Source organism: Nocardia sp. NBC_01327 (assembly GCF_035958815.1).
Lineage (GTDB): Bacteria > Actinomycetota > Actinomycetes > Mycobacteriales > Mycobacteriaceae > Nocardia.
In genome coordinates this window covers 201,754-220,079 of the sequence record NZ_CP108384.1, presented here as the reverse complement: position 1 = coordinate 220,079, position 18,326 = coordinate 201,754, and the positions used below count along the sequence as shown (strand labels likewise).

16 protein-coding genes are annotated in these 18,326 nt (G+C 65.6%); 13 read left to right on the top strand and 3 right to left on the bottom strand.

Annotated elements, in window-relative coordinates; all coding sequences use genetic code 11:
* The first annotated feature begins 243 nt into the window (after positions 1-243).
* Entirely contained in the window at positions 244-1,482 is a 1,239-nt protein-coding gene (locus tag OG326_RS42625; RefSeq protein ID WP_327146849.1) for an FAD-dependent monooxygenase, read from the top strand.
* A 450-nt stretch (positions 1,483-1,932) separates the two neighbouring features.
* Complete coding sequence (locus tag OG326_RS42620; RefSeq protein WP_327146848.1) at positions 1,933-3,138, top strand: helix-turn-helix transcriptional regulator; 1,206 nt, start codon at positions 1,933-1,935, stop codon at positions 3,136-3,138.
* A 978-nt stretch (positions 3,139-4,116) separates the two neighbouring features.
* Here the strand turns inward: OG326_RS42620 and OG326_RS42615 are convergent.
* Both OG326_RS42615 and OG326_RS42610 read right to left on the bottom strand, forming a co-directional pair.
* On the bottom strand, positions 4,117-5,379 hold the full coding sequence (locus OG326_RS42615) for an SGNH/GDSL hydrolase family protein (protein ID WP_327146847.1): 1,263 nt from the start codon (positions 5,377-5,379) through the stop codon (positions 4,117-4,119).
* A 153-nt stretch (positions 5,380-5,532) separates the two neighbouring features.
* The gene (locus OG326_RS42610) at positions 5,533-5,760 is read right to left on the bottom strand and encodes a hypothetical protein (protein WP_327146846.1); all 228 of its coding nucleotides are present in this window, start codon (positions 5,758-5,760) and stop codon (positions 5,533-5,535) included.
* A gap of 234 nt (positions 5,761-5,994) precedes the next feature.
* Here OG326_RS42610 and OG326_RS42605 point away from each other — a divergent pair, with 234 nt between their 5' ends.
* Positions 5,995-6,225 (top strand): hypothetical protein, encoded by a 231-nt coding sequence (locus OG326_RS42605; RefSeq protein WP_327146845.1) that lies wholly within the window; start codon positions 5,995-5,997, stop codon positions 6,223-6,225.
* 775 nt (positions 6,226-7,000) lie between these two features.
* Complete coding sequence (locus tag OG326_RS42600) at positions 7,001-7,792, top strand: alpha/beta fold hydrolase (protein ID WP_327146844.1); 792 nt, start codon at positions 7,001-7,003, stop codon at positions 7,790-7,792.
* A gap of 12 nt (positions 7,793-7,804) precedes the next feature.
* Here the strand turns inward: OG326_RS42600 and OG326_RS42595 are convergent, their stop codons facing one another.
* The gene (locus tag OG326_RS42595; protein WP_327146843.1) at positions 7,805-8,968 is read right to left on the bottom strand and encodes a GAF domain-containing protein; all 1,164 of its coding nucleotides are present in this window, start codon (positions 8,966-8,968) and stop codon (positions 7,805-7,807) included.
* Positions 8,969-9,298: 330 nt separating this feature from the next.
* Here OG326_RS42595 and OG326_RS42590 point away from each other — a divergent pair, with 330 nt between their 5' ends.
* The 9 genes from OG326_RS42590 to OG326_RS42550 all read left to right on the top strand — a co-directional run bounded on the left by OG326_RS42590 (position 9,299) and on the right by OG326_RS42550 (position 18,298).
* A complete protein-coding gene (locus tag OG326_RS42590; RefSeq protein WP_327146842.1) occupies positions 9,299-10,729 on the top strand; it encodes a cytochrome P450 in 1,431 nt (476 codons plus the stop codon).
* A 68-nt stretch (positions 10,730-10,797) separates the two neighbouring features.
* Complete coding sequence (locus tag OG326_RS42585; RefSeq protein ID WP_327146841.1) at positions 10,798-11,754, top strand: GAF domain-containing protein; 957 nt, start codon at positions 10,798-10,800, stop codon at positions 11,752-11,754.
* Between the two features lie 789 nt (positions 11,755-12,543).
* Entirely contained in the window at positions 12,544-13,797 is a 1,254-nt protein-coding gene (locus OG326_RS42580; protein WP_327146840.1) for a hypothetical protein, read from the top strand.
* Between the two features lie 39 nt (positions 13,798-13,836).
* Complete coding sequence (locus OG326_RS42575; RefSeq protein ID WP_327146839.1) at positions 13,837-14,535, top strand: hypothetical protein; 699 nt, start codon at positions 13,837-13,839, stop codon at positions 14,533-14,535.
* On the top strand, positions 14,535-15,395 hold the full coding sequence (locus OG326_RS42570; RefSeq protein WP_327146838.1) for a hypothetical protein: 861 nt from the start codon (positions 14,535-14,537) through the stop codon (positions 15,393-15,395). Before OG326_RS42575 ends, OG326_RS42570 begins: the two co-directional genes overlap by 1 nt.
* Entirely contained in the window at positions 15,392-16,924 is a 1,533-nt protein-coding gene (locus OG326_RS42565; protein WP_327146837.1) for a cutinase family protein, read from the top strand. The genes OG326_RS42570 and OG326_RS42565 overlap by 4 nt, the downstream gene beginning before the upstream one ends.
* A 94-nt stretch (positions 16,925-17,018) precedes the next feature.
* Complete coding sequence (locus tag OG326_RS42560; RefSeq protein ID WP_327146836.1) at positions 17,019-17,741, top strand: hypothetical protein; 723 nt, start codon at positions 17,019-17,021, stop codon at positions 17,739-17,741.
* Positions 17,738-18,025: a hypothetical protein gene (locus OG326_RS42555; protein ID WP_327146835.1), complete on the top strand. Its 288-nt coding sequence runs from the start codon at positions 17,738-17,740 to the stop codon at positions 18,023-18,025. The genes OG326_RS42560 and OG326_RS42555 overlap by 4 nt, the downstream gene beginning before the upstream one ends.
* Positions 18,026-18,031: 6 nt before the next feature.
* The gene (locus OG326_RS42550; RefSeq protein WP_327146834.1) at positions 18,032-18,298 is read left to right on the top strand and encodes a hypothetical protein; all 267 of its coding nucleotides are present in this window, start codon (positions 18,032-18,034) and stop codon (positions 18,296-18,298) included.
* The last annotated feature ends 28 nt before the right edge of the window (positions 18,299-18,326 follow it).

The following is an 18,326-nucleotide window of genomic DNA, read 5'->3' as shown; positions in this document are numbered from 1 at the left end:
GCCGCGCACAGAATGTGCACCAATCTCGTGCGCGGCGCACCAATAACTGCGCAGCAGACCACTTGTCCTGCCTCCCCGAAACGCACGCCGGGATCCACCGCAACCCGTTGACGTGCTGTTCGTGTGGATCCCGGCCAAAAGCATGCTGGGATGGCAGGTGGGGCTGTGGCGGGCATCGCGATTGGTGAGGGGCGGTGAGCTGATGGTGAGTGTTCGGTGAGGGCTGCGGCAGATGCTTCTCTCATGACAACACAGCAGCAGTTCACCAATAAGACGGTCCTCATCTCCGGCGCCAGCGTGGCCGGTCCCGCCCTCGCCTACTGGCTGCAGCGTTACGGCTTCACCGTCACGGTCGTCGAGGAAGCCCCGGCCCTGCGGGAAGGCGGCTACAAGGTCGATATTCGCGGCGCCGCCATGCAGGTCATCGACCGCATGGGCCTGCTGCCGGAGATCGGGCGCGCCTCCACCGCCATGCGCGGCGGGGACTGGGTCGACGAGTCGGGCAAGACCCTGGCGACCCTGGGCCCGGACCTGATCGGGCTGCGCGGCCCCGGCGATGACGAGGTGCTGCGCGGGGACCTCGCCCGAATCCTGTTCGACGCCACCAAGACCGACGTGCAGTACCTGTTCGGTGATTCGATCCTCGACCTGACCGAGGAGGCCGACGGTGTCACGGTGCGTTTCCGGCATGCCGCGCCCCGAGTCTTCGACCTGGTGATCGGTGCTGACGGTATGCATTCCACGGTGCGCCGCAGCATCTTCGGTCCCGAGGAGCAGTTCGCCAAGCACACCGGCATGGCCGCCTGCGTGATCTCGGTGCCCAACTACCTGAACCTGGATCACTGGGAGCTGGTGCACCCGACCCCCGGACAGATCGTGCAGGTCTACAGCACGCAGCAGAATACGGCGAAGGCGCAGTTCATCTTCGGTGCGCCGGAGCAGCTGCCCGAGCGCGGCGATATCGCCGCCCAGCAGCGAGTCGTGGCCGAGGCCTTCGCCGATGCCGGCTGGGAAACGCAGAACCTGCTGCGCCTGATGGCGCAGTCCCCGGACTTCTACTTCGACTCGGTCAGCCAGATCCACCTGGAGCGCTGGTCGAGCGGCCGCGCCGCCCTGGTAGGCGACGCCGCCTACAGCCCGTCCCCCCTGTCGGGTCAGGGCACCAGCATGGCCCTGGTCGGCGCGTATGTCCTTGCCGCAGAGCTCAATGCGGCCCACGGCGACCACACCGTCGCCTTCGACGCCTACCAGACCCGCATGAGCGAATACGTGAACCTGAACCTCACCCTCGGCTGGACCAATGCCAAGCAGATGGTCGCCGCCGACAAGCGTGCCCTGAAGATCCATATCACCGCCGTGCGCGTCATGCGCCGCCTCCCCTGGAAGGGCATGGCCCTGCGCTCGATCATGAAGCCGTTGAACCACGCTTCGAATGCAATCGCCCTGGAGCAGTACGTTCCCACTACCCAGCACGCTGCCTGAGGTCGTAGGCACGTCCCGGCCCGCTACGCACGACGTCGCATCCCGCGTACGAAATGTCCTGCCGCGTACGAAATGTGCGGCAACTTCATGCGCGGCGCCCGAGCTGCATACGTGAGAGGCCACCACCCCCGGAACACGCGCAGGCTCCACCCATTTCGGGCGAGACCTGCGGTTTGACCGCGGAGGGCACACCCGGAATTTCCGGACCGCCGGGCCGTAATGGGGTCGCTGAGCCGGCAGGTCCGGGAGGCAGCCTTGCCCGAATTCGGCTCCCTTCCTTGCCGGCCTGACCTTCCCTACGGCGACGGCAACATCGGCAAGTGGAGCACGTACGAAGTGGGCGGAGACTGGGCCGCACACCGAGTACCCCGAACTACTCTGGCCGATACCCGCGACTTCTTCCGCACATTCATCTGATACGTCCGAATACTTTCCTCGAGGAAATTCCCAATGACTGATCGCATCGACACTCACGCACCTCGTCAGGCAGGCGAACAGCGCGGTCTGCTCGACTTCGACGGTCCCAATGACACAGCCCCGCACCGTAGCCGCGCCGCCACGCGGGCACATGACGAACCGGCCGCAGCTTCCGATGGTGATGACGCCGGCCGGAGCGCTCCCTCGATAATCAGAGGCACGGTGTCATCGCATGTCATCCGCGTGATGCTCGAGGCAGCTGAACAGGTCGGTGTCGCTGAGCATGAGGTCGCCATGATCGGCGGTCTCCGGCGTGAATTGCTCGACGACGACCGCCTTCGAGTCCCATCGATCGCGATGGTTCGCTTGTGGAAATTGATGTACGCCGCAGGTGGACCGGGGGTAGGAATTCGTGCGGCCGATGTTGCCCAGTCAGGACGATTGCACGTCTGGGACTATCTGATAGCAGCGGCACCCACCCTCGCTGAAGGCCTCGGCGACGCCGCACGATTCTCGGCGGCCATGGCAGATCCGGCCGACCACTTCATCGTTGTCGATGACGACCCTCACCTGTCTGTCGTATATCGAAGCGCACCCCACGGCGACATCGTGAGCGCGGCAGTCAATGAATTCACTCTGGGCGTGCTGATGCATCGGGCGCGCGCGGTCCGGGGTGCCGCGGCCGATCCTGTTCGCGTCGAATTCTCCCATCGCGCGCCGCGCAGTCATGGCTATCTCGCCGATGTATTCGGTACCAGCAACATTCAGTTCGACCAGGAGTACAGCAGTTTCACGATGCTGAATGTCGAACGAGCGCAGAATCGACAATCGTATGACCCGGAGCTGCGGCGAATTCTGCACCTCTACGCCCAGTCGATCATCGACACCGCCCAACCCGCGCTGACCTGGAAGGAAACCCTCCACGCCGCAATCAGCGATGTGCTCGCAGACAGCCGAAGCGACGCGGATCTCGAGGCAGTCGCACGCCGGCTGGCGGTCAGCCCCCGCACACTGCAGCGCCGACTGGCCGAGCGCGACACGTCCTGGCGTCGTGAACTCGAGGCTGTCCGCTACCAGCACGCCACTCTTCTCTTGCGGGGTACGCGGCTCCCACTGCGGTCGATCGCCGAACGAATCGGATACAACGACCACCGCGCCCTCGTGCGTGCCGTCCGACGCTGGACCGGGCAAACCCCGGATGCATACCGGCGAACACACCTGCCGGATATAGAGGTTTGACGCGACCGGGCGCCCGGATGCCGCCGATCGAACCGTTGTGATCCAGCATCGGAATGCTGACCGCGTCCGCGCCGTCTTGAACGATATTCACGCCCCAAGGGGTGTGGGTTATTCGAAGGTGCATCAGCCGCCGCCATTACGGGCGTGCAGATCCGCGAATCGCGATGGGCGACTGACGTTTTCTCGTGATTGGCCGCCGACAATAGTGGGGGTGAGCGTGGGATCGGAGTTTCAGTAACGTGTCAGACCACCGGTGAATGGCCCCAACCAGGTAGCCCCCGTGATCCTGCGATCGGTTTGCACTTCGACCAGACGTGCCCCACGCGGAATCCCTTGTCGCATATGATATTCCCTGTCCGACGGCCGGTAGATATTCTGATAGTCGCGGACTCCGTCGGTAGACGGCAGGAAGTGAACCGCATCACCATCATCGATGATTCCTTGGGGAACATACAAGCGTCGGCTACACAGCCCAAGGACTCCGAGTCGGGGTAATCGATGCGCGCTCGACCGCGAGATCAATATGGCCGCACATTCACGAACGGAGCGTAGCGCCCCTCGACGTCTTCCCCGTCGTGATAGCACCGGAACTGGGTGCTGCTCAATACTTTCGTACCGCAGGCGGGGAGTTCTCCATCGACGCCTACTTCGGAGTTCGGAGTGCGGACTGTCGAGCAGCGCTTCAACGTGGCCGGGCGCCAATCCCCAGCGGCCCCGGTACAACGATTCCACTCCCTCGAGGCCTATATCGGCATGCTCACTGCGGCAGGGTTTGTGCTCACCGGTCTTAGTGAGCCGCATCCCACTGGCCAGCAGCGGGAAAACCCTTGGTGGAAAGAGAATTTCAAGCGTCCGCTATTCCTACTGCTGGAGTGTGCGCCGCGCCTCTGACCGGATTGTAGGTGTACTACCTTCATGAACGGTGGTACCCCGATCATCGGGGTACCACCGTTTCGGTGATGGGTTGCCTCGAGGTGTTCAGAGTTTCCCGAGGTCGATGCGGTCGGCCATGGCCTGGTAGCCCGCGTTGTTGGGGTGCTTGTGGTCGCCGGAATCGAAAGCGGGATTGAGCTTTTCGCTGTCGGACGGGTCCGCGACCGCGGCGTTGAAGTCGACGACCGCGTCGTATTCGCCGCTGGTGCGCATCCACGTGTTGAGGTCGCGGATCTTCGCCGCGGAGGTGTCGTCGTAGTACTCGGCGCCCTTCATCGGTAGCAGGGTGGCGCCGGTGATCTTGACACCTGCCCGGTGTGCGGCGGCGATGAGTTCACGGTGCCCGGCGATCAACTGTGCCACCGAGACCTGCGGGTTGGGCTTGTAGGTGGGTAGATCGATCTCGGAGAAGCCGATGTCGTTGAGTCCGCCGAGCACGATCACGCTATCGACGTCGGGCTTGCTGAGCACGTCGCGTTCGAAACGCTTCACGGCGCTTTCACCGAACCACTGCGAGTCGTTGAGGATCAGGTTGCCGCCGATGCCTTCGTTGAGCACCGGGCGTGGTGTGCCCGCATCGGTGAGGCGCTGGAAGAGCCGGTCCGGGTAGCGGGTGTTGGCGTCGTTGGTGGATCCGAAGCCGTCGGTGATGGAGTCGCCGAAGGCCACGACCGTGCCGCCGTGGTGTGCGCTCGGGCCGCTCACCTGGATATCGGTCAGGTAGTACCAGGAGTGGGTGGCCTCGGTGAAGGAGCTGGCGGCAGGGTCGGCGACGTGGTTACCACCGGTGCGGTAGGTGCTGGCGTAGGCCTGGGAGTGGAAGGTGGCGGGGCCGGTCGGGCCTGCCAGGTACAGGGTCACCGTGACCGATTCGAGCGGGGCGAGCTGCAGGCCGGCGGTATCGCTGGTCAAGGCCTGACCGGCGGGGATCTTCGCGACAGTGTCGCCTTGGAAGGTCAAGTCCCGCAGGGTATTCGACTCGACGCCTGCGCCTTGCGCGGTGCGGGCGATGGTGGCGTGGTCGATCCGCAGAGGCCCGTTGCCGTAAAGATTGGACAGGGTGATGCGGGCGGCGGTGCCGCCGTCGGTCACCCGGACTACCTGTCGGACCGTCTGATTGTCGAAACCTGTTTGGGCCCAGTTGGGTTCGAAGCCGATGCTGGGCAGCTGTGGCGCTGCTGACCAGGCGGCATCCCAGGCCGCAGCGGTCTCGGCGGTGGTGTGGGTGGCGGCGTACGCGCCGATCCCACCGACGACGGCAATGGCAACGGTGCCTGCAGCGAGGCGTAAATGCCAGGCGTTCTTCATCGGAGTCCCTTCGAGAACCTTTAATGGGTCTGTGGTCCCATTAAGACTTGGTGACAGTAGCACTCAACCAGGCTTAACGGAACTTCATTCCCGTTAGAGCGCCGTGAGGGTTCGACCCACTGCGCACCGCTCGCCGGAAGCGGTACCCGCAGTTCAGTGCGCGGCCGTAGCCAGCAGTGGCTGTTCGTGGCGCACCACCGGTCTCTGTGATGCCAGTACCACGCCGATTGTGAGTCCGGCAAACGTCAACGGCCGTAACGGCTGATCTACCAGTAGCCACGCCATGACCGCGGTCACCACAGGTGTGGCGAAGAACAACTTCCCCACTCGCGTGACGTGCCAGCGCCGCTGCATCGCATTGAGCAGCAGTAACGCGTCCATGGAGTTCGGGGTGAATCTGCACGTCGCACGCATCAGCAAAGCTCGACCGCGTCGGCCCGAACGCCGTCAAAAGTCTTGGTGGCAAGCGGGTTTCGGCCAGTACTGGATTTCAGGGCATGGCCGCACCCTGCGTCCCGGCCTTTCGCTGACCCCGCACCCCGCACCCCGCACTTGGTCCTGGGTCCGACTGCGTGCAACGCGGTCCTGCACCCCGCAGTGCGGGATCTGGCCGCTGTGCAGATTGCCACGGAGCTGAAGCACCTGGGCGTGGCGCCGAAGAAGACACTCGATGAGGTCACCTCAGTGGTCGCTGCGCTCGAGGCAGGTGAAAAGAACAACGCCATCGCTGCCTCCACTGGGATTTCGCATCACACGGTCCAGTCGATCCTGGTGGCCTTCGAGGCTCTCTCCGGAGCTGGCGAGGGTGATACGACCCAGGGCACGCTGCTCGAGCTCAGGAAGTGATTCCGTTGACGAGGGTGAGGCAGTCGACCACCCACACGCTGACTACCAGGACGGACACCCCCGGCAGGTCAGGGCAGTAGTACAGAAGAGATCGAAGCTTGTGGTGGTTGCGTTTGGGTGCTGATGTTGCGTTGGCATGGTGGTTGCGGGCCGGGCTTCGCGTGTCGAGTCGGCCGCTCGGCGGCCTTTGTCGCCACGCGATAGCCAGCGGCCCTATGTTGGTGCCTCCGGTTTGCTGGGCGCGTTGCGCGCGGCTGTTGCGTTAGAGCGAGCGCCAGTCTTGGGTGGTTCATAAGTTGGATCGGCGGCCGCCGGCTAGGTCTGGGGTTCCGAGCGCTCGCGCGTTCGTGAAGAGAGTCGGGAGCTTCCCCGGCTTAGGTGAAACAGGACGTCGGAGAAGGGGTCGCGCGCGAGGCCGCCCAAGAGGGCACGCAAAGCCCGCACGCTGCGGGGTCGATGATTCGTGCTGGTCCGCGCCATCAAGGCGATGGAGGTAGATAGATAGGCAGCTAGCTAACTAGCTAGTCGCGCGGTGATGCCGCGCGGGCTTACGAGTTCAAGTGGGTGAACCTGGACTACCGACCGGTCGGGCGACCTTTTGGTGCAGGTAGCGACGGTTTGTGCCAGAAACCGGACGGTGTCCTCGGTTTCGATGTGCTGCGGATTTGCTGACCCCTATTCTGCGGGCATGACGACTCCGAAACCATGGACGATGACACTGCCGGGTGCGGCGGTGGTGGGCGGGATGGACTGCGGTGACCCGGACGGATATCCGGTGATCGCGCACCACGGCGCGCCGGGCTCGCACGTGGAAGGTGTTGCTTTCGCTGATGAGGCCGCGAGAGCGGTGGGGGTGCGACTGATTGCGCTCGATCGGCCCGGGATGGGCATGTCGACGCTGTCACCACGTAAGCAGGTCGCCGATTTCGCTGACACCGTGGCGGCGGTGGCCGACCACTTCCGGGTGGATCAGTTCGCGGTCCTCGGCGCTTCCGGTGGCGGCCCGTACGCCCTCGGTGCCGCGGCGCGGCTGCCCGACCGGGTCAGCAAGGCGGTGGTGGTGAGTTCTCCAGCCCCATTCGATGAGCGGGCGGCCACCACAGGCGCCGGTGGGGTCAAGCGTGCCGGTGGACTGATGATCCTGCGCCGGTTTCCTTTCCTGGCTCGTCCGGCGGCGGCACGGATGGCGCAGGTAGTGCGTAAGCGCCGTGGACTGTTGGCGATGATCGCGCAGATGTCCCCGGCTGACCGGGAGCGTATCGCTGGTGATGACTGGTTGCTGGAGCAGTTGGCCGCGAACATCCAGGAGGCGTTCAAGACCGGTACGCGGGGTGTGGCGGTCGATTTCCAGGTGTTGTTCGCCAGGGGGTGGGGATTCGACCCCGCGGATATCACTGTGCCGGTACAGATTTGGCACGGCGAGGCAGACGGCAACGTACCGATCGAAGATGGTCGCCGATTGGGCTGGATGATCCCGGATGCTGTGTTCGAAGAGGTTCCAGGTGAGGGCCACCTGTTGTTCGTCGATCACGCCGCCGAGATTCTGAAGTCGTTGCTTCCGAGCTGATTCGGTGGGATTTCAGGGGGCGGGGATGTGTTGGGCCATGTCCTGGCACATCGGGCAGTCCGCGACCACCGGGGTGGAAATCTCCGAGAGCGGTGTGATGTCGATGAGGGCTTGGGGGCGGTCGCCGGCCATGAGTAGGGTCCAATGCCCTATGAGTTCGATCCATGGCGAGGTCGGGGAGAAGCGCACGTGAGCGCGGATGGAGGCGGTTTCGGCTCGCCCTGAGGCCAAGTCGAAGCACGCGGTGACCACGGCGATGCGGTCATCGACGGAGAATTCGGGGTTGTGGTGACGCCAGCTGGCCAGGGGGGAGGTGGGGGCGGTGAGCCATTCGTGGATGAACCCCGTTTTCAGGTCACACAGGGCCAGAGCGTGGCCGGGTGCGATGGGCATGTGCCTGATCGCGGCCAGGGTGAGGTCGGGGCGGGCGGGATTGATGCCGCCGGTGATGTCGGCGACGACGGCGCGCACGACCCGGCCGGTATCGGTACCGGTGGCGCGGGCAGCGAGGAACAGGTGGTGTGGGCTGCCGTCTTCGTAGGTCTTGGTCGCGGTGCCGCACCAACTGTCGGTAGGCGCCTGCGCGCCGAGCTTGGTCACATTGAACATTGCCAGGAACGTCGAGCGGTCGTCCCAGATATCGAAGTGACTGAGCATTTGCGGGATGGTGTGTCCGGACAGCAGATCTCCGGAAGGGTCGCGGAACAGGAACTGCGCGGGCGGGGTCGCGGTGACCACACCGGAGGGGGTCCAGCTCAGTGCACCGATGATCGGCATCCGCGGTAGCGGCTCGGCCAGGGGCCCGGCCCAGGCGGCGACGGCGTGGACGTCACCGGACGGTCCGAGAACGGGTACGGCGATCAGGCGTTGCATGTGCTCGTCCGGGCCGGAGGGGAAGTATTTGGAGGCGGTTTGGCCGGTGCGGCGCACTTCTGCGACGAGGGTCGGCAGGAGCCGGTTGACGGTGCCGTTGCGGGCGATACTGGCGCGGTTGAGGCGGGAGAAGTTGCGGGGGACGTTGCCGTCGAGGATCAGCGAGGGCTCGGTGTCACCCATGGTGTCGATGACTACCCAGTGCCAGCGGGGTCCGTCCTGCTCCGGGGTGTCGGCCGCGGGTGCGGCGGGCGTGGGGGCAGGTGTGGAGGTGGTGGCGTCGATCGGTCGGTTCTTTCGCATGACTGACCTCCCTTTACGTGGGCAGGATCGAACCCCACCCACGGCGTGTTTGCCTGTGGGCGAGGGATCCTCGGGTGATGGTGGGGGTGAAATGCAACATGGGCGGTCTCCCTTCGTCGGGGCGTCGGTATCCGATCAACGACAACAACCCCGCGATGTTCGCGGGCTTGCGGTCTCGGATGAAGTTTGCGACGCCACCGAGGGACAAACCGCCCAGCGCAAGATCAGTACAGCACCCCGATCCCGTGACGTCAATCACCGATAGCTAAACCGTCTATGACCAGCTCAACGGGATTTCGGTCGTGATTTCGATACGAGAAATGAGCAACTATGACCGATACTGGGCTCCCTGTGGATCGGCTGCCGCATGCCCCGGGCCGGCTACCGATCCTGGGCGATCTCGCCTCGGTTGATCGCCATCGCCCGACCCAGCACGAACTGGAGCTCTCGCGCAGTTTGGGCCAGATCTTCGGGCGCAAGATTCTCGCCTCGCGGGTGATCGTGGTCGCGGGCGCGGCACTGGCGACCCAGGCGTGCGACGAGAGGTACTGGGCGCGATGCCTGGCCGGACCGGGAGAGGTGCTGCGGGAGATCGTGCCCACCGGATTGTTCACCGCCAAGTCGCGGGATCCGTTGTGGGGCAAGGCGCATCGCATTCTCACCCCGGGGTTTACTCAGGGGGCGATGCGCACTTATCACGAGGCTATGGCGACTGTCGCCGATGATCTCGAGGCCGAGTGGGACAAGGCGGCCGGTGGCCGGATCGACGTGCACGCATCTATGACCGCGGCGACCCTCGAGGTGATCGCGCGCGCCGGTTTCGGCACGAGGTTCGGGCTGCTCGGCGCCGCCCCGGCGCAGGCAGAGCAGGCGCAATGGTTCGTCGAGGCCCTGGCCCGGATCCTGCGGTGGGCCAGCGATCAAACCAACGATCTCCCGATCGTGGGTGCGATCCGCACCCGATGGCAGGCCCCACGCGTGAACCGCGATATCGGCGCAGCCCGCAAATACGTGCAGAACCTCATCACCGAACGCCGCGCCAGCGGGCGCACCGACACCGACGATCTACTCGGACTGATGCTCACCAGCCTCGACCCGGAGACCGGGGAAGGGTTGCCCGACAACAACATCGCCGACCAAGTGCTCACATTCCTAGTGGCCGGTCACGAGACCACCGCCGCGCTCCTCGAGGCAGCACTGCACTACCTGGCCGCCGATCCTGCCCTGCAGCAACGCCTCCGCGCCGGCATCGAGTCCAGGGGAGGGTTCGGGTATGACGAGGTCGCGGGCATGCGCGATATCCGCAACGTCCTGAGCGAGACACTGCGACTGCATCCGCCGGTGCCGGGGTTGTTCCGGGTCGCGCGGGAGGACCGCATCCTGGGCGGGTACCGAATTCCCCAGGGGCAAGCGGTGTTTGTGCTATCCCTCGCAGCGCACCGCGACCGGCAGGTCTGGGGTGAGGACGCCGATATCTTCGATGCTGACCGCTTCACAGCAACCAGGCGGCGTGCCCACCCCGACGCCTGGTGGCGTCCCTTCGGGGCCGGTCCTCGCGCCTGCATAGGGATGGCTTTCGCCCTGCACGAGGCCACGTTGCTGCTGGCGAGAATCCTTCACAGCTACGATCTGGCACTCCCTGTCGGTGCTCAGGCACACCCGGTCGGTGCGCAGGCGCGCGATGCTGGTTCGGGTCTGCGACTGTACGAGCGGGGCAGCCTGCGCCCCGAACCCTATGAGCTCATCGCCACCCATCGCTAGTCCCTGCGATCGAAAGGCATGCCTTGACCTGGTATTTCATCGAAGCCCTGGCGCCTACGCCGGAACCGATGACCATCATCAACAAAGACGGCGCACCCAGAGAGTGGACCAGTCTGCGGTCGCTGCACCGGCACGAATCGGTGGATCTCGACGAGCTCCTCGAGGAGGTGCGCCGCAGTGACAGTGGCGCGGTTGTGGATCGGGTGGTGCGGGCCCGCGACGGTCGCGAGCGGTGTGTGCGCGTCGTGCCGGTGCTGGGTCCGACCGGTGATGTGTACGGGCTGCACCTGTGGCTCGGCGGCCTTGACGACGAACCCACCGAGCATCGGCCGGCGGCGGCGATGTGTTTTCATCTCGACACTCTCGCCGCGCAGCTGACCGAGCAGTCCTGGGCGATGTCGAATCTGCCCGGCGATATCGCCCCGCACCCGGGCACCTTGTCGCCGGCGGAGATGTTCCGGCGGGTCGTGCGGTACGACTCGATCGACGAGTTGGTGACCATGGGGGTCACCCCGGATCCGCACGCCATCCACGACCAGCTGTTCACCGTGTTGCACAATGACGGACATCTCATGCAGTGGCAGGCGGCCGGGCGCGGCCGAAAAGACGAGCAGCACACCGGGATGCGCGGGTTGAATTTGGATATCACCGATTTTCAGGCTCCGGCGATCAGCCCCCTCGAGGCCCTAGGCTTGACCGCGGACCGGCCCGCTGACGGACCGGCGGCGGCGCTGCTGGCCTCCACGGAAAGTGTCGCCCGGCCGGTGATCGCCGAATGGATCGGCAAAACCCCGACGTGGATCGACTGGGAAAGAGAAAACGGGGACACCCAGGTCTTCCACCCCGAGGACTGGGACACGATCCGCGCCAGCTTCCAGGACCTGGGACCCGATGAGGAACGCACCACCGCGTGCCGGATCCGGGCGCACAACGAGTCCGGGTGGCAGCCGGTCACGCTGATCTCCCGGCGTTATCCCGGGGAAGTCGGGGCGAATCTGCACGTGGTACGCATCAGCAAAGCCTGACCCCACCTGCTTGGATGCCGTCAAAAGTCTTGGCGGCGCGCGAGTTTCGACAGCCCTCGTTTTTCAGGCCGGGACGCACCGTGCGTCCCGGTCTTTTTTCGTGTGTTGACGTGGGGAACAGAAAAACAAACCTTTCGACCTGTTGTGTGGGGCGGTATGTGAGGTTTACTCTCAAGTCAGCTCAGCAGATGGCAACACATCAGCAACGCTGAAATTGCTTGAACTGAGTGGTCCAGGGTCTGTAGTGGCAGCCCTGAAGGTGTAGCTGGTCTCCGGTGTTCACGGAACCTTTCCGGCTCGCATTCCTTCATTTCGATCCCCCCGTACCGGTTGTTTCGGTGCGCGCGTCGGGATCCTCCTGCCACCACCCCGAAAGGGGGCCCTGATGTCTATTCGCGCACCCCATTTCCGTAGCAACCTCACAGTCACCCGGCCCGTCATTGCGCGGGTACGGGGGTGCTGGCGGTCCCGTCCGGCCCGGCCAACCTCGGGGCCCGGCACGGGCGGGACCGCCACACAACAAGCCGCACGCATTCGCGTGACTTCTCCATTTGCGTTGGTGTGCAGGGTCTTTGCCCTCGCTGCCACTGATACGCGGGCGCAGTTGCATACGGCATATTGCCGTGCGCAGCTGCGCCACGCCCAATGTGCTGTGACACCAACACCACCGGCTCCCGGCCGCCTCGATATGCAGACCGTGCCGATCTTCGGCGGTGTCGTCGGCCCCCGAAATTGGGGCCCCTCCAAGCGTTTCGCGCAGGTCACCCGTTGCATCGAAGGGACACAACAATGAGCATCTCGCGCAAGCACCGCACTTTGATCGCCTTGGGCACCTGGCCGGCACTGCTGGCGGTAGCGACCGGTGTCGCGGCCGCGACCCCCGGACAGCCCGGCATGGTCTCACCCGGGACCGGGCAACCGGGCATGAGTACCGCGCCTTCGCCTCCGGCCGCGGTGGTGCAGACCCCGCCGCCGGCGAGTATGTCCGATTGGGTTCCGGACCCGGTGACTGTTCTGCCGGTGCCGAATCGGCCGAAACCGCAACAGCAGGTCGCACCGCAGCAGCCCTCACCGCAGCAGGTAGCGCCGCAGCGCAGTGCCCCGCAACCGGCCGCCCCCCGTCAGCAGTGGGTGGCCCCGCAAACCAGTGACGACGAGACCGATCAGGTTGCCGATACTCCCGCCGATCCGGTAGCGCCAGTGGTGACGGCGGATCCGCACACCTTGCGCATCGGGACTTCGGTGGTCGCGTTGCCGGAGCAGGTTGATCAGCGCACCCATGACAAGGCGCAGGCTTACACGGATTTAGCCGAGTGGAATCTCGCGGCGTTCGGCGACACTCTCGGCTTGCCGGGCACCGATTCTGATCGTATGGCCGCGGCCGCGCTCGGTGGCACCGTAATCGGTGCTCCCACTGGTGCTTTGCTCGCTGCCCCGGTCGGTGCCGGAGTCGGGTGTGGTGTCGGTGCGGCGATCGGCGCGGTCGCTGGCGCCTTGATCGGTGGCATCCCGACCGCCGGCGCACTCGCGCTGCCGGGTGCGGGTATCGGTGCGGCGATCGGATGTGGTGTCGGTGGTGTCGGTGGTGGTGTCTCCGCCGCGGCCGCGGGTGGTCTCGCCGGTGGCTTGGCCGGTGCCGGTACCGGCGCGGTGATCGGCGGCGCGGACCGCAATGTCACCCTGCCTACCGATATTCCACCCCTGGTCGACGCCCCCGCACCCGTTCCGGTCGATGCTCCCGGACCGGTACCGGTCGATGCCCCTGCCCCCGTGGCGGATCCGGATCCCGCACCGGCTCCGGATCCGGTGCCGGTGCCGGTGGATATCGCTCCGGTCCTCTCGCAGGTCGCGCAGCAAGTGGACGAGTCCGTGCAGCAGGTCGCTGCTGATGTCCCGGCGTTGCAGGCTCCGGTGGATTCCCTCGCGGCGGCGGTGGCGGCGATCCCGCCGGTATCTCCGGACCAGCTCGGCGCTCTGGCCGCCCCGGTGAACGATGCGCTCGCAGCGATTCAGGGCGCGATCGATCCCCCTCCCGCCCCCTAATCCGAAATCCGAAACAGCTTGTGGGAAGGAGTGATCGAGATGACCGCGACCGAGAGCTGGCGGGCCTGGCTACCTGACCATGCCGTTGATCCTGGTACTGATTTTCCGGAACTGCGGGCGCAATTGGAGCAGTTCGTCGACAACGACGATCCCATGCGCGAGATCGCCGCGGACATGCACCGGCGCGCGCACGCCCAAGCCACACACCGGCACATCACCCGCATGGCCCTCGGCGGCGGGTTGGCGCTCGCGCTGGTGGCCGGGGGAGTGGTGCTGCTGACCTCACACGGCAACTCCCCGGCCGCACCCGCCCCGAAACCGGTGGCCGCGACGAAGACGGCGGCCCCGTGGTGCGCCGAAACCCACAGCCCCACCTTGGTTGTCGGCAACGGCAAGGGCAAAGCCCCCGGAACCCCCGGAGTCACCGGCCCGGACCTGATCCTGTTCCAGCAGTACCAGTGGTACGTCGCCCGCAACGCCGACGCCGCGAGAACCGTCCTGTCCGCTGATGCGGTCGCCGCCGATCCCGATCAGGCACGCGCCGCGGTCGCGGCGGTTCCGGCCCATACCCAGCACTGCGTATCGGTCACCACCCTCGCGCCGGACCGGTTCGACGTGCAGATCGAGGAGCACCGACCCGACGGCACGGCCCCACGCTGGCAGCAGACGGTCACCACCGCCGAGCAGGACGGGCACACCGTCATTACCGCGATCACCGCCGGTGGAGGGCAGTCGTAATGCTGCGCATCAACTTTCTCGATCCCATCCTCGGCGAACATGACGCCGGGACCTTCAATACGACCGCACCCGTCGGTGCACCGACCGATCTACTGCCGGCGGGTGCGGGACCGAAATCACTGATCCGCGTGAATGTTCCGTCGATACTGGTCCTCGGCTCGGGCGGGGGAGTCGGTGTCACCACTACCGCCCTCGGCCTGGCCAGCGCAGCCGCGACCGGGCAGGGCATCCCCGACATGGTCGCGGTCGATGCCACTGCTTGGGGCGGAGACCTCGGGCGGCGCGGTTGTGACGCGCAGGCCACCGTCTCGAGCGTGCAATCGTGGCTGTGCACTCCGCAACCGGGATTGCCCTCGGCGGTCACCGCGTGCTCCGGGCGCACCTCCACCGGTGTGCACGTCATGACCCGCACCGCCGACCCACTCCCGGGTGGGGACACCTTCGTCTCGGTACACCGACATCTCGAAGACGCCCACATCACACCGGTATTCGACGGCGGCGGACACGTCGGGTCCGCCCTGATCGCCCCGCTGATCGCTGATCCGCGGATCGGTTTGGCGATCGTGGTGGCTGCCCGCGCGGACTCGCTCAACTCCCTCAACCACACCCTCGGGGTGTTGGTGGACCGGCACGGCGAATGGCTGATCCAACGCACGGTGATCGTGGTCTGCCGCCAGATTCCCGGCAATTTCGGTGCCGGCGCGGTCGAACACGTGCGCGCTCACCTGCACAAGTGGGTCCGCGACGTGGTCGACGTCCCGTACGACCGGCACTTGGGCGGCGGCGGGGCCTTGATCTGGGAGCGCCTGGACGACGCCACCCGTACCAGTTTCCGGCTCGTTCTGGGAGGACTGCTATGAGTACCAACGGTTTCCGATACGGTACGGCGGCCGCGGCCGCGCTGCTGTTGACCGGGTTCGCTACCGCGATCGCCGCCGCCGACCCGGATGCGAGCAGCTGCCCGGCGGTATACGCCCTGGGCGTGCAGGGCACCGGTGAATCCTCACCCGATGCCGCCCCGACCACCGATACCGGCATGCTCAGCACGGTTTTCACCCCGTTCATGGCGGCTGCCCAAACCGCCGGGGTCGCCGTTGATCGCGCCTATATCCCTTATGACGCGTCTTTCGGTGGCATGGGCCCGTCCACTGCGACCACGAACTACGAAACGTCGGTCAATGATGGGCTTACTGCGCTAACCAGCAAGGTTTCCCAGGTCACCGCCTCATGCCCGTCGACTTATCTGGCGTTGACCGGGTATTCGCAAGGCGCGCATGTGGTTTCGATGCTGGCGCAGAAGATCGGTGCCGGTTCCGGACCGATCCCGGCGAGCAAGATCGCGGGGGTGGCGCTGTTCGGCGACCCGACCCGCAACCGCTCTGCCAGTGTTTTCCCCGGCGCACCCGACCGGACCACTCCGGAACCGGTGCCCGGCACCTCCGGTGGTGCGGTCGGCGCGGTGGCCGCGGTGAACGATATGTCCGCTCAGGGCAGTGGGATCGGTCCGCAACGCGATATCGCAGTGAGCTTCGGTGATCTCACCGGGCGGGTCGCGTCCTTTTGCTCCCCTGGGGATTTGAGCTGCGATGCCCCCGACAATGCCGCGCTGCTGCGAACGGTCGCGAATGTCGCCGGGCAAGTGGAGATCGGCAACGACCCGATCAAGTCCCTTGCCAGCATCACCCAAGCCCTGGGTTTGACCGCGATCAAGGCCGCTACCAACGTGATCAACAGCAACATCACCGGCACTTCCTTGGCCAGTTTGAGTCTGAACCCGGGCAAGTCGATCTCTGCGTCTCTGGCGGAAGCGTCGGATCCGCGTACCGAGGTCGATCCGACGGATGTCCTCAAAGCTGTCCTGAAGGTCGGGACCATCGCGATCAACGCGATTTCCACGGTGGTCAAGACGGTGCTGAATCCGGCGAGTATCGCCGAGATCGCGACCGCGGGCCTGGCCAATCCTGTTGCGGGCCTGGCCGTTCTTGGCACCAAGCTGCTCTCGGCGGTGCCGGAGCTGATTCCCCCGGCGACCGCGTCCCGGCTGATCCAGTCGACCTTCACCGAGGTGGTCAACGACGTCAAAGACAACACCGACCTCCTGGATGTCGGCACGTGGACCAAATACTCCGATGTTCTTCTCCGGCATGGCTCCTACCAGCACGATTCGATCTCCGGAGACGGAAAATCGGCCACCAACTGGGTGGGTGAATGGTTCGCGGCCGCCGCGAGCGACGTCTCCGGTCTTGTCCCGGCCGCGACCAAATCCGCGCCTACCTCCGGCAATCCCAGCGCCCCGACTACCTCGGTGGTGCCGAGCGTGACGGCCGCTCCGACTCCCGGACCGTCCGATTCCAGTGCTGGTGGGGCCACCACCGGCGAGAGCAATTGAGCATCCGATGCCCAAACGCACATGCCTAGGAGGTGGGACCGATGGTGGTAGCGCACAACGAGATCGGTCACCGAACACGCAACCCGGTGCGGTCATGACCGTCACCCTGGAGCAGACCCCGCTGCCGGTGCCCCGCGGCAAGGCCCGCACCCGCACCGCTGCCCGGCGTGCGGAAGCCGCCCAGCTGAGCAGTGTGCGCAGCCGCAGCCTCGCGTTCGCGGCGTTGCCGCCGGAACCCGGACGCCGGATCGGGGTGTGGCACAAGCCCGTCAACCACCCCGAAACCCATGCGCCGTTGCTGTGGTTGTTGGGTGCGCATGGCGGCGCCGGAGTCAGTACCCTGGCCCGCCAACTCGCCCCGGCCGCTGATTGTGCCCGGATGTGGCCGGCGGTCCTGGGCGATGAGTCCCCGTTCGTGGTGGTGATCGCCCGCGAAACCATCGAGGGCCTGACCCGCGCGCACGATGTTTTGCGCCAATACCACTGCGGGCAAGCCGGTCCAGGACGGGCGATCCTGGTGGGTTTGATCACCGTGGCCGCCCAACCCGGTCGGGTGCCGGCACCGATCCGCCGCTACAAGGGCGTCATCGCCGATTTGGTGCCCGAGGGCGCGCTGTTGCGGCTGGGCTGGCAACCGGCTTGGCCGTTGACTTCGATCCGGGATCTGCCGGTATGGCAGCCGGGAGAGGAAGCACCCGCCAAAGGGCGTGACCCTGTGGCCGGAGTGCGCGAGCTCGGGGACACCCTGCTCGCCACCGTCACCGCCCTCATCGGCGGCCCTACGTCGAAAGCGAAAACCTCAGGAGCGCAACCATGATCACTCACCTGTCCCTCGCGGCTGTCCTAGCGGTCGAGAATTTGAACCCTCAAGCCCCTCCCGGATCCAACGGTTTGCTGCTGCTGGGTAACTACCTCAAGTGGTTGGCCTATTTGGTCGGTTTGCTCGGAATCGTCTACGGCGGCGCCAAATTCGCGGTGGAGAAATGGAACGGCGGGGTGTGTGAGAGCCCCAAGATCGTCGCTGCGAGCTTGATCGGCGGGGCGGTCGTCGCCGCGTCCGGGGCGTTGATGACTCAAATCATCAATGCCGCAGGCAGTTGAGCTGTCATGCCCGCGTTGCTGGCGAAGGACATCGAAGACCTGCCGCCCACGGTGAGTGGCCCGCTGACTCAGCTGCTGGATTACGGGCTGTGGTTCGCCGAGCTGGTCTGTCTGTGCTGGCTGATCGTGGCGGCCTGCAGATATTTCGCGTTGCGGCATTCGACGGTCGAGACCTTCGCTGAAGCCCATAACGCGGTCGCCAGGAGTCTGATCGCGGCGGTGCTGGCCAACGCCTCCATGCCCATCGCCATCGAAGTACTTCAAACGCGGTGACAGCACCGACACGACAAAGAAGTAGGGG

Excerpts from the sequence above, each read along its gene's own strand:
- OG326_RS42625 (WP_327146849.1), top strand. The coding sequence starts at position 244 with ATGACAACACAGCAGCAGTTCACCAATAAGACGGTCCTCATCTCCGGC.
- OG326_RS42620 (WP_327146848.1), top strand. The coding sequence starts at position 1,933 with ATGACTGATCGCATCGACACTCACGCACCTCGTCAGGCAGGCGAACAG.
- OG326_RS42615 (WP_327146847.1), bottom strand. The coding sequence starts at position 5,379 with ATGAAGAACGCCTGGCATTTACGCCTCGCTGCAGGCACCGTTGCCATT.
- OG326_RS42610 (WP_327146846.1), bottom strand. The coding sequence starts at position 5,760 with ATGGACGCGTTACTGCTGCTCAATGCGATGCAGCGGCGCTGGCACGTC.
- OG326_RS42595 (WP_327146843.1), bottom strand. The coding sequence starts at position 8,968 with ATGCGAAAGAACCGACCGATCGACGCCACCACCTCCACACCTGCCCCC.
- OG326_RS42590 (WP_327146842.1), top strand. The coding sequence starts at position 9,299 with ATGACCGATACTGGGCTCCCTGTGGATCGGCTGCCGCATGCCCCGGGC.
- OG326_RS42585 (WP_327146841.1), top strand. The coding sequence starts at position 10,798 with ATGACCATCATCAACAAAGACGGCGCACCCAGAGAGTGGACCAGTCTG.
- OG326_RS42580 (WP_327146840.1), top strand. The coding sequence starts at position 12,544 with ATGAGCATCTCGCGCAAGCACCGCACTTTGATCGCCTTGGGCACCTGG.
- OG326_RS42575 (WP_327146839.1), top strand. The coding sequence starts at position 13,837 with ATGACCGCGACCGAGAGCTGGCGGGCCTGGCTACCTGACCATGCCGTT.
- OG326_RS42570 (WP_327146838.1), top strand. The coding sequence starts at position 14,535 with ATGCTGCGCATCAACTTTCTCGATCCCATCCTCGGCGAACATGACGCC.
- OG326_RS42565 (WP_327146837.1), top strand. The coding sequence starts at position 15,392 with ATGAGTACCAACGGTTTCCGATACGGTACGGCGGCCGCGGCCGCGCTG.
- OG326_RS42560 (WP_327146836.1), top strand. The coding sequence starts at position 17,019 with ATGACCGTCACCCTGGAGCAGACCCCGCTGCCGGTGCCCCGCGGCAAG.
- OG326_RS42555 (WP_327146835.1), top strand. The coding sequence starts at position 17,738 with ATGATCACTCACCTGTCCCTCGCGGCTGTCCTAGCGGTCGAGAATTTG.
- OG326_RS42550 (WP_327146834.1), top strand. The coding sequence starts at position 18,032 with ATGCCCGCGTTGCTGGCGAAGGACATCGAAGACCTGCCGCCCACGGTG.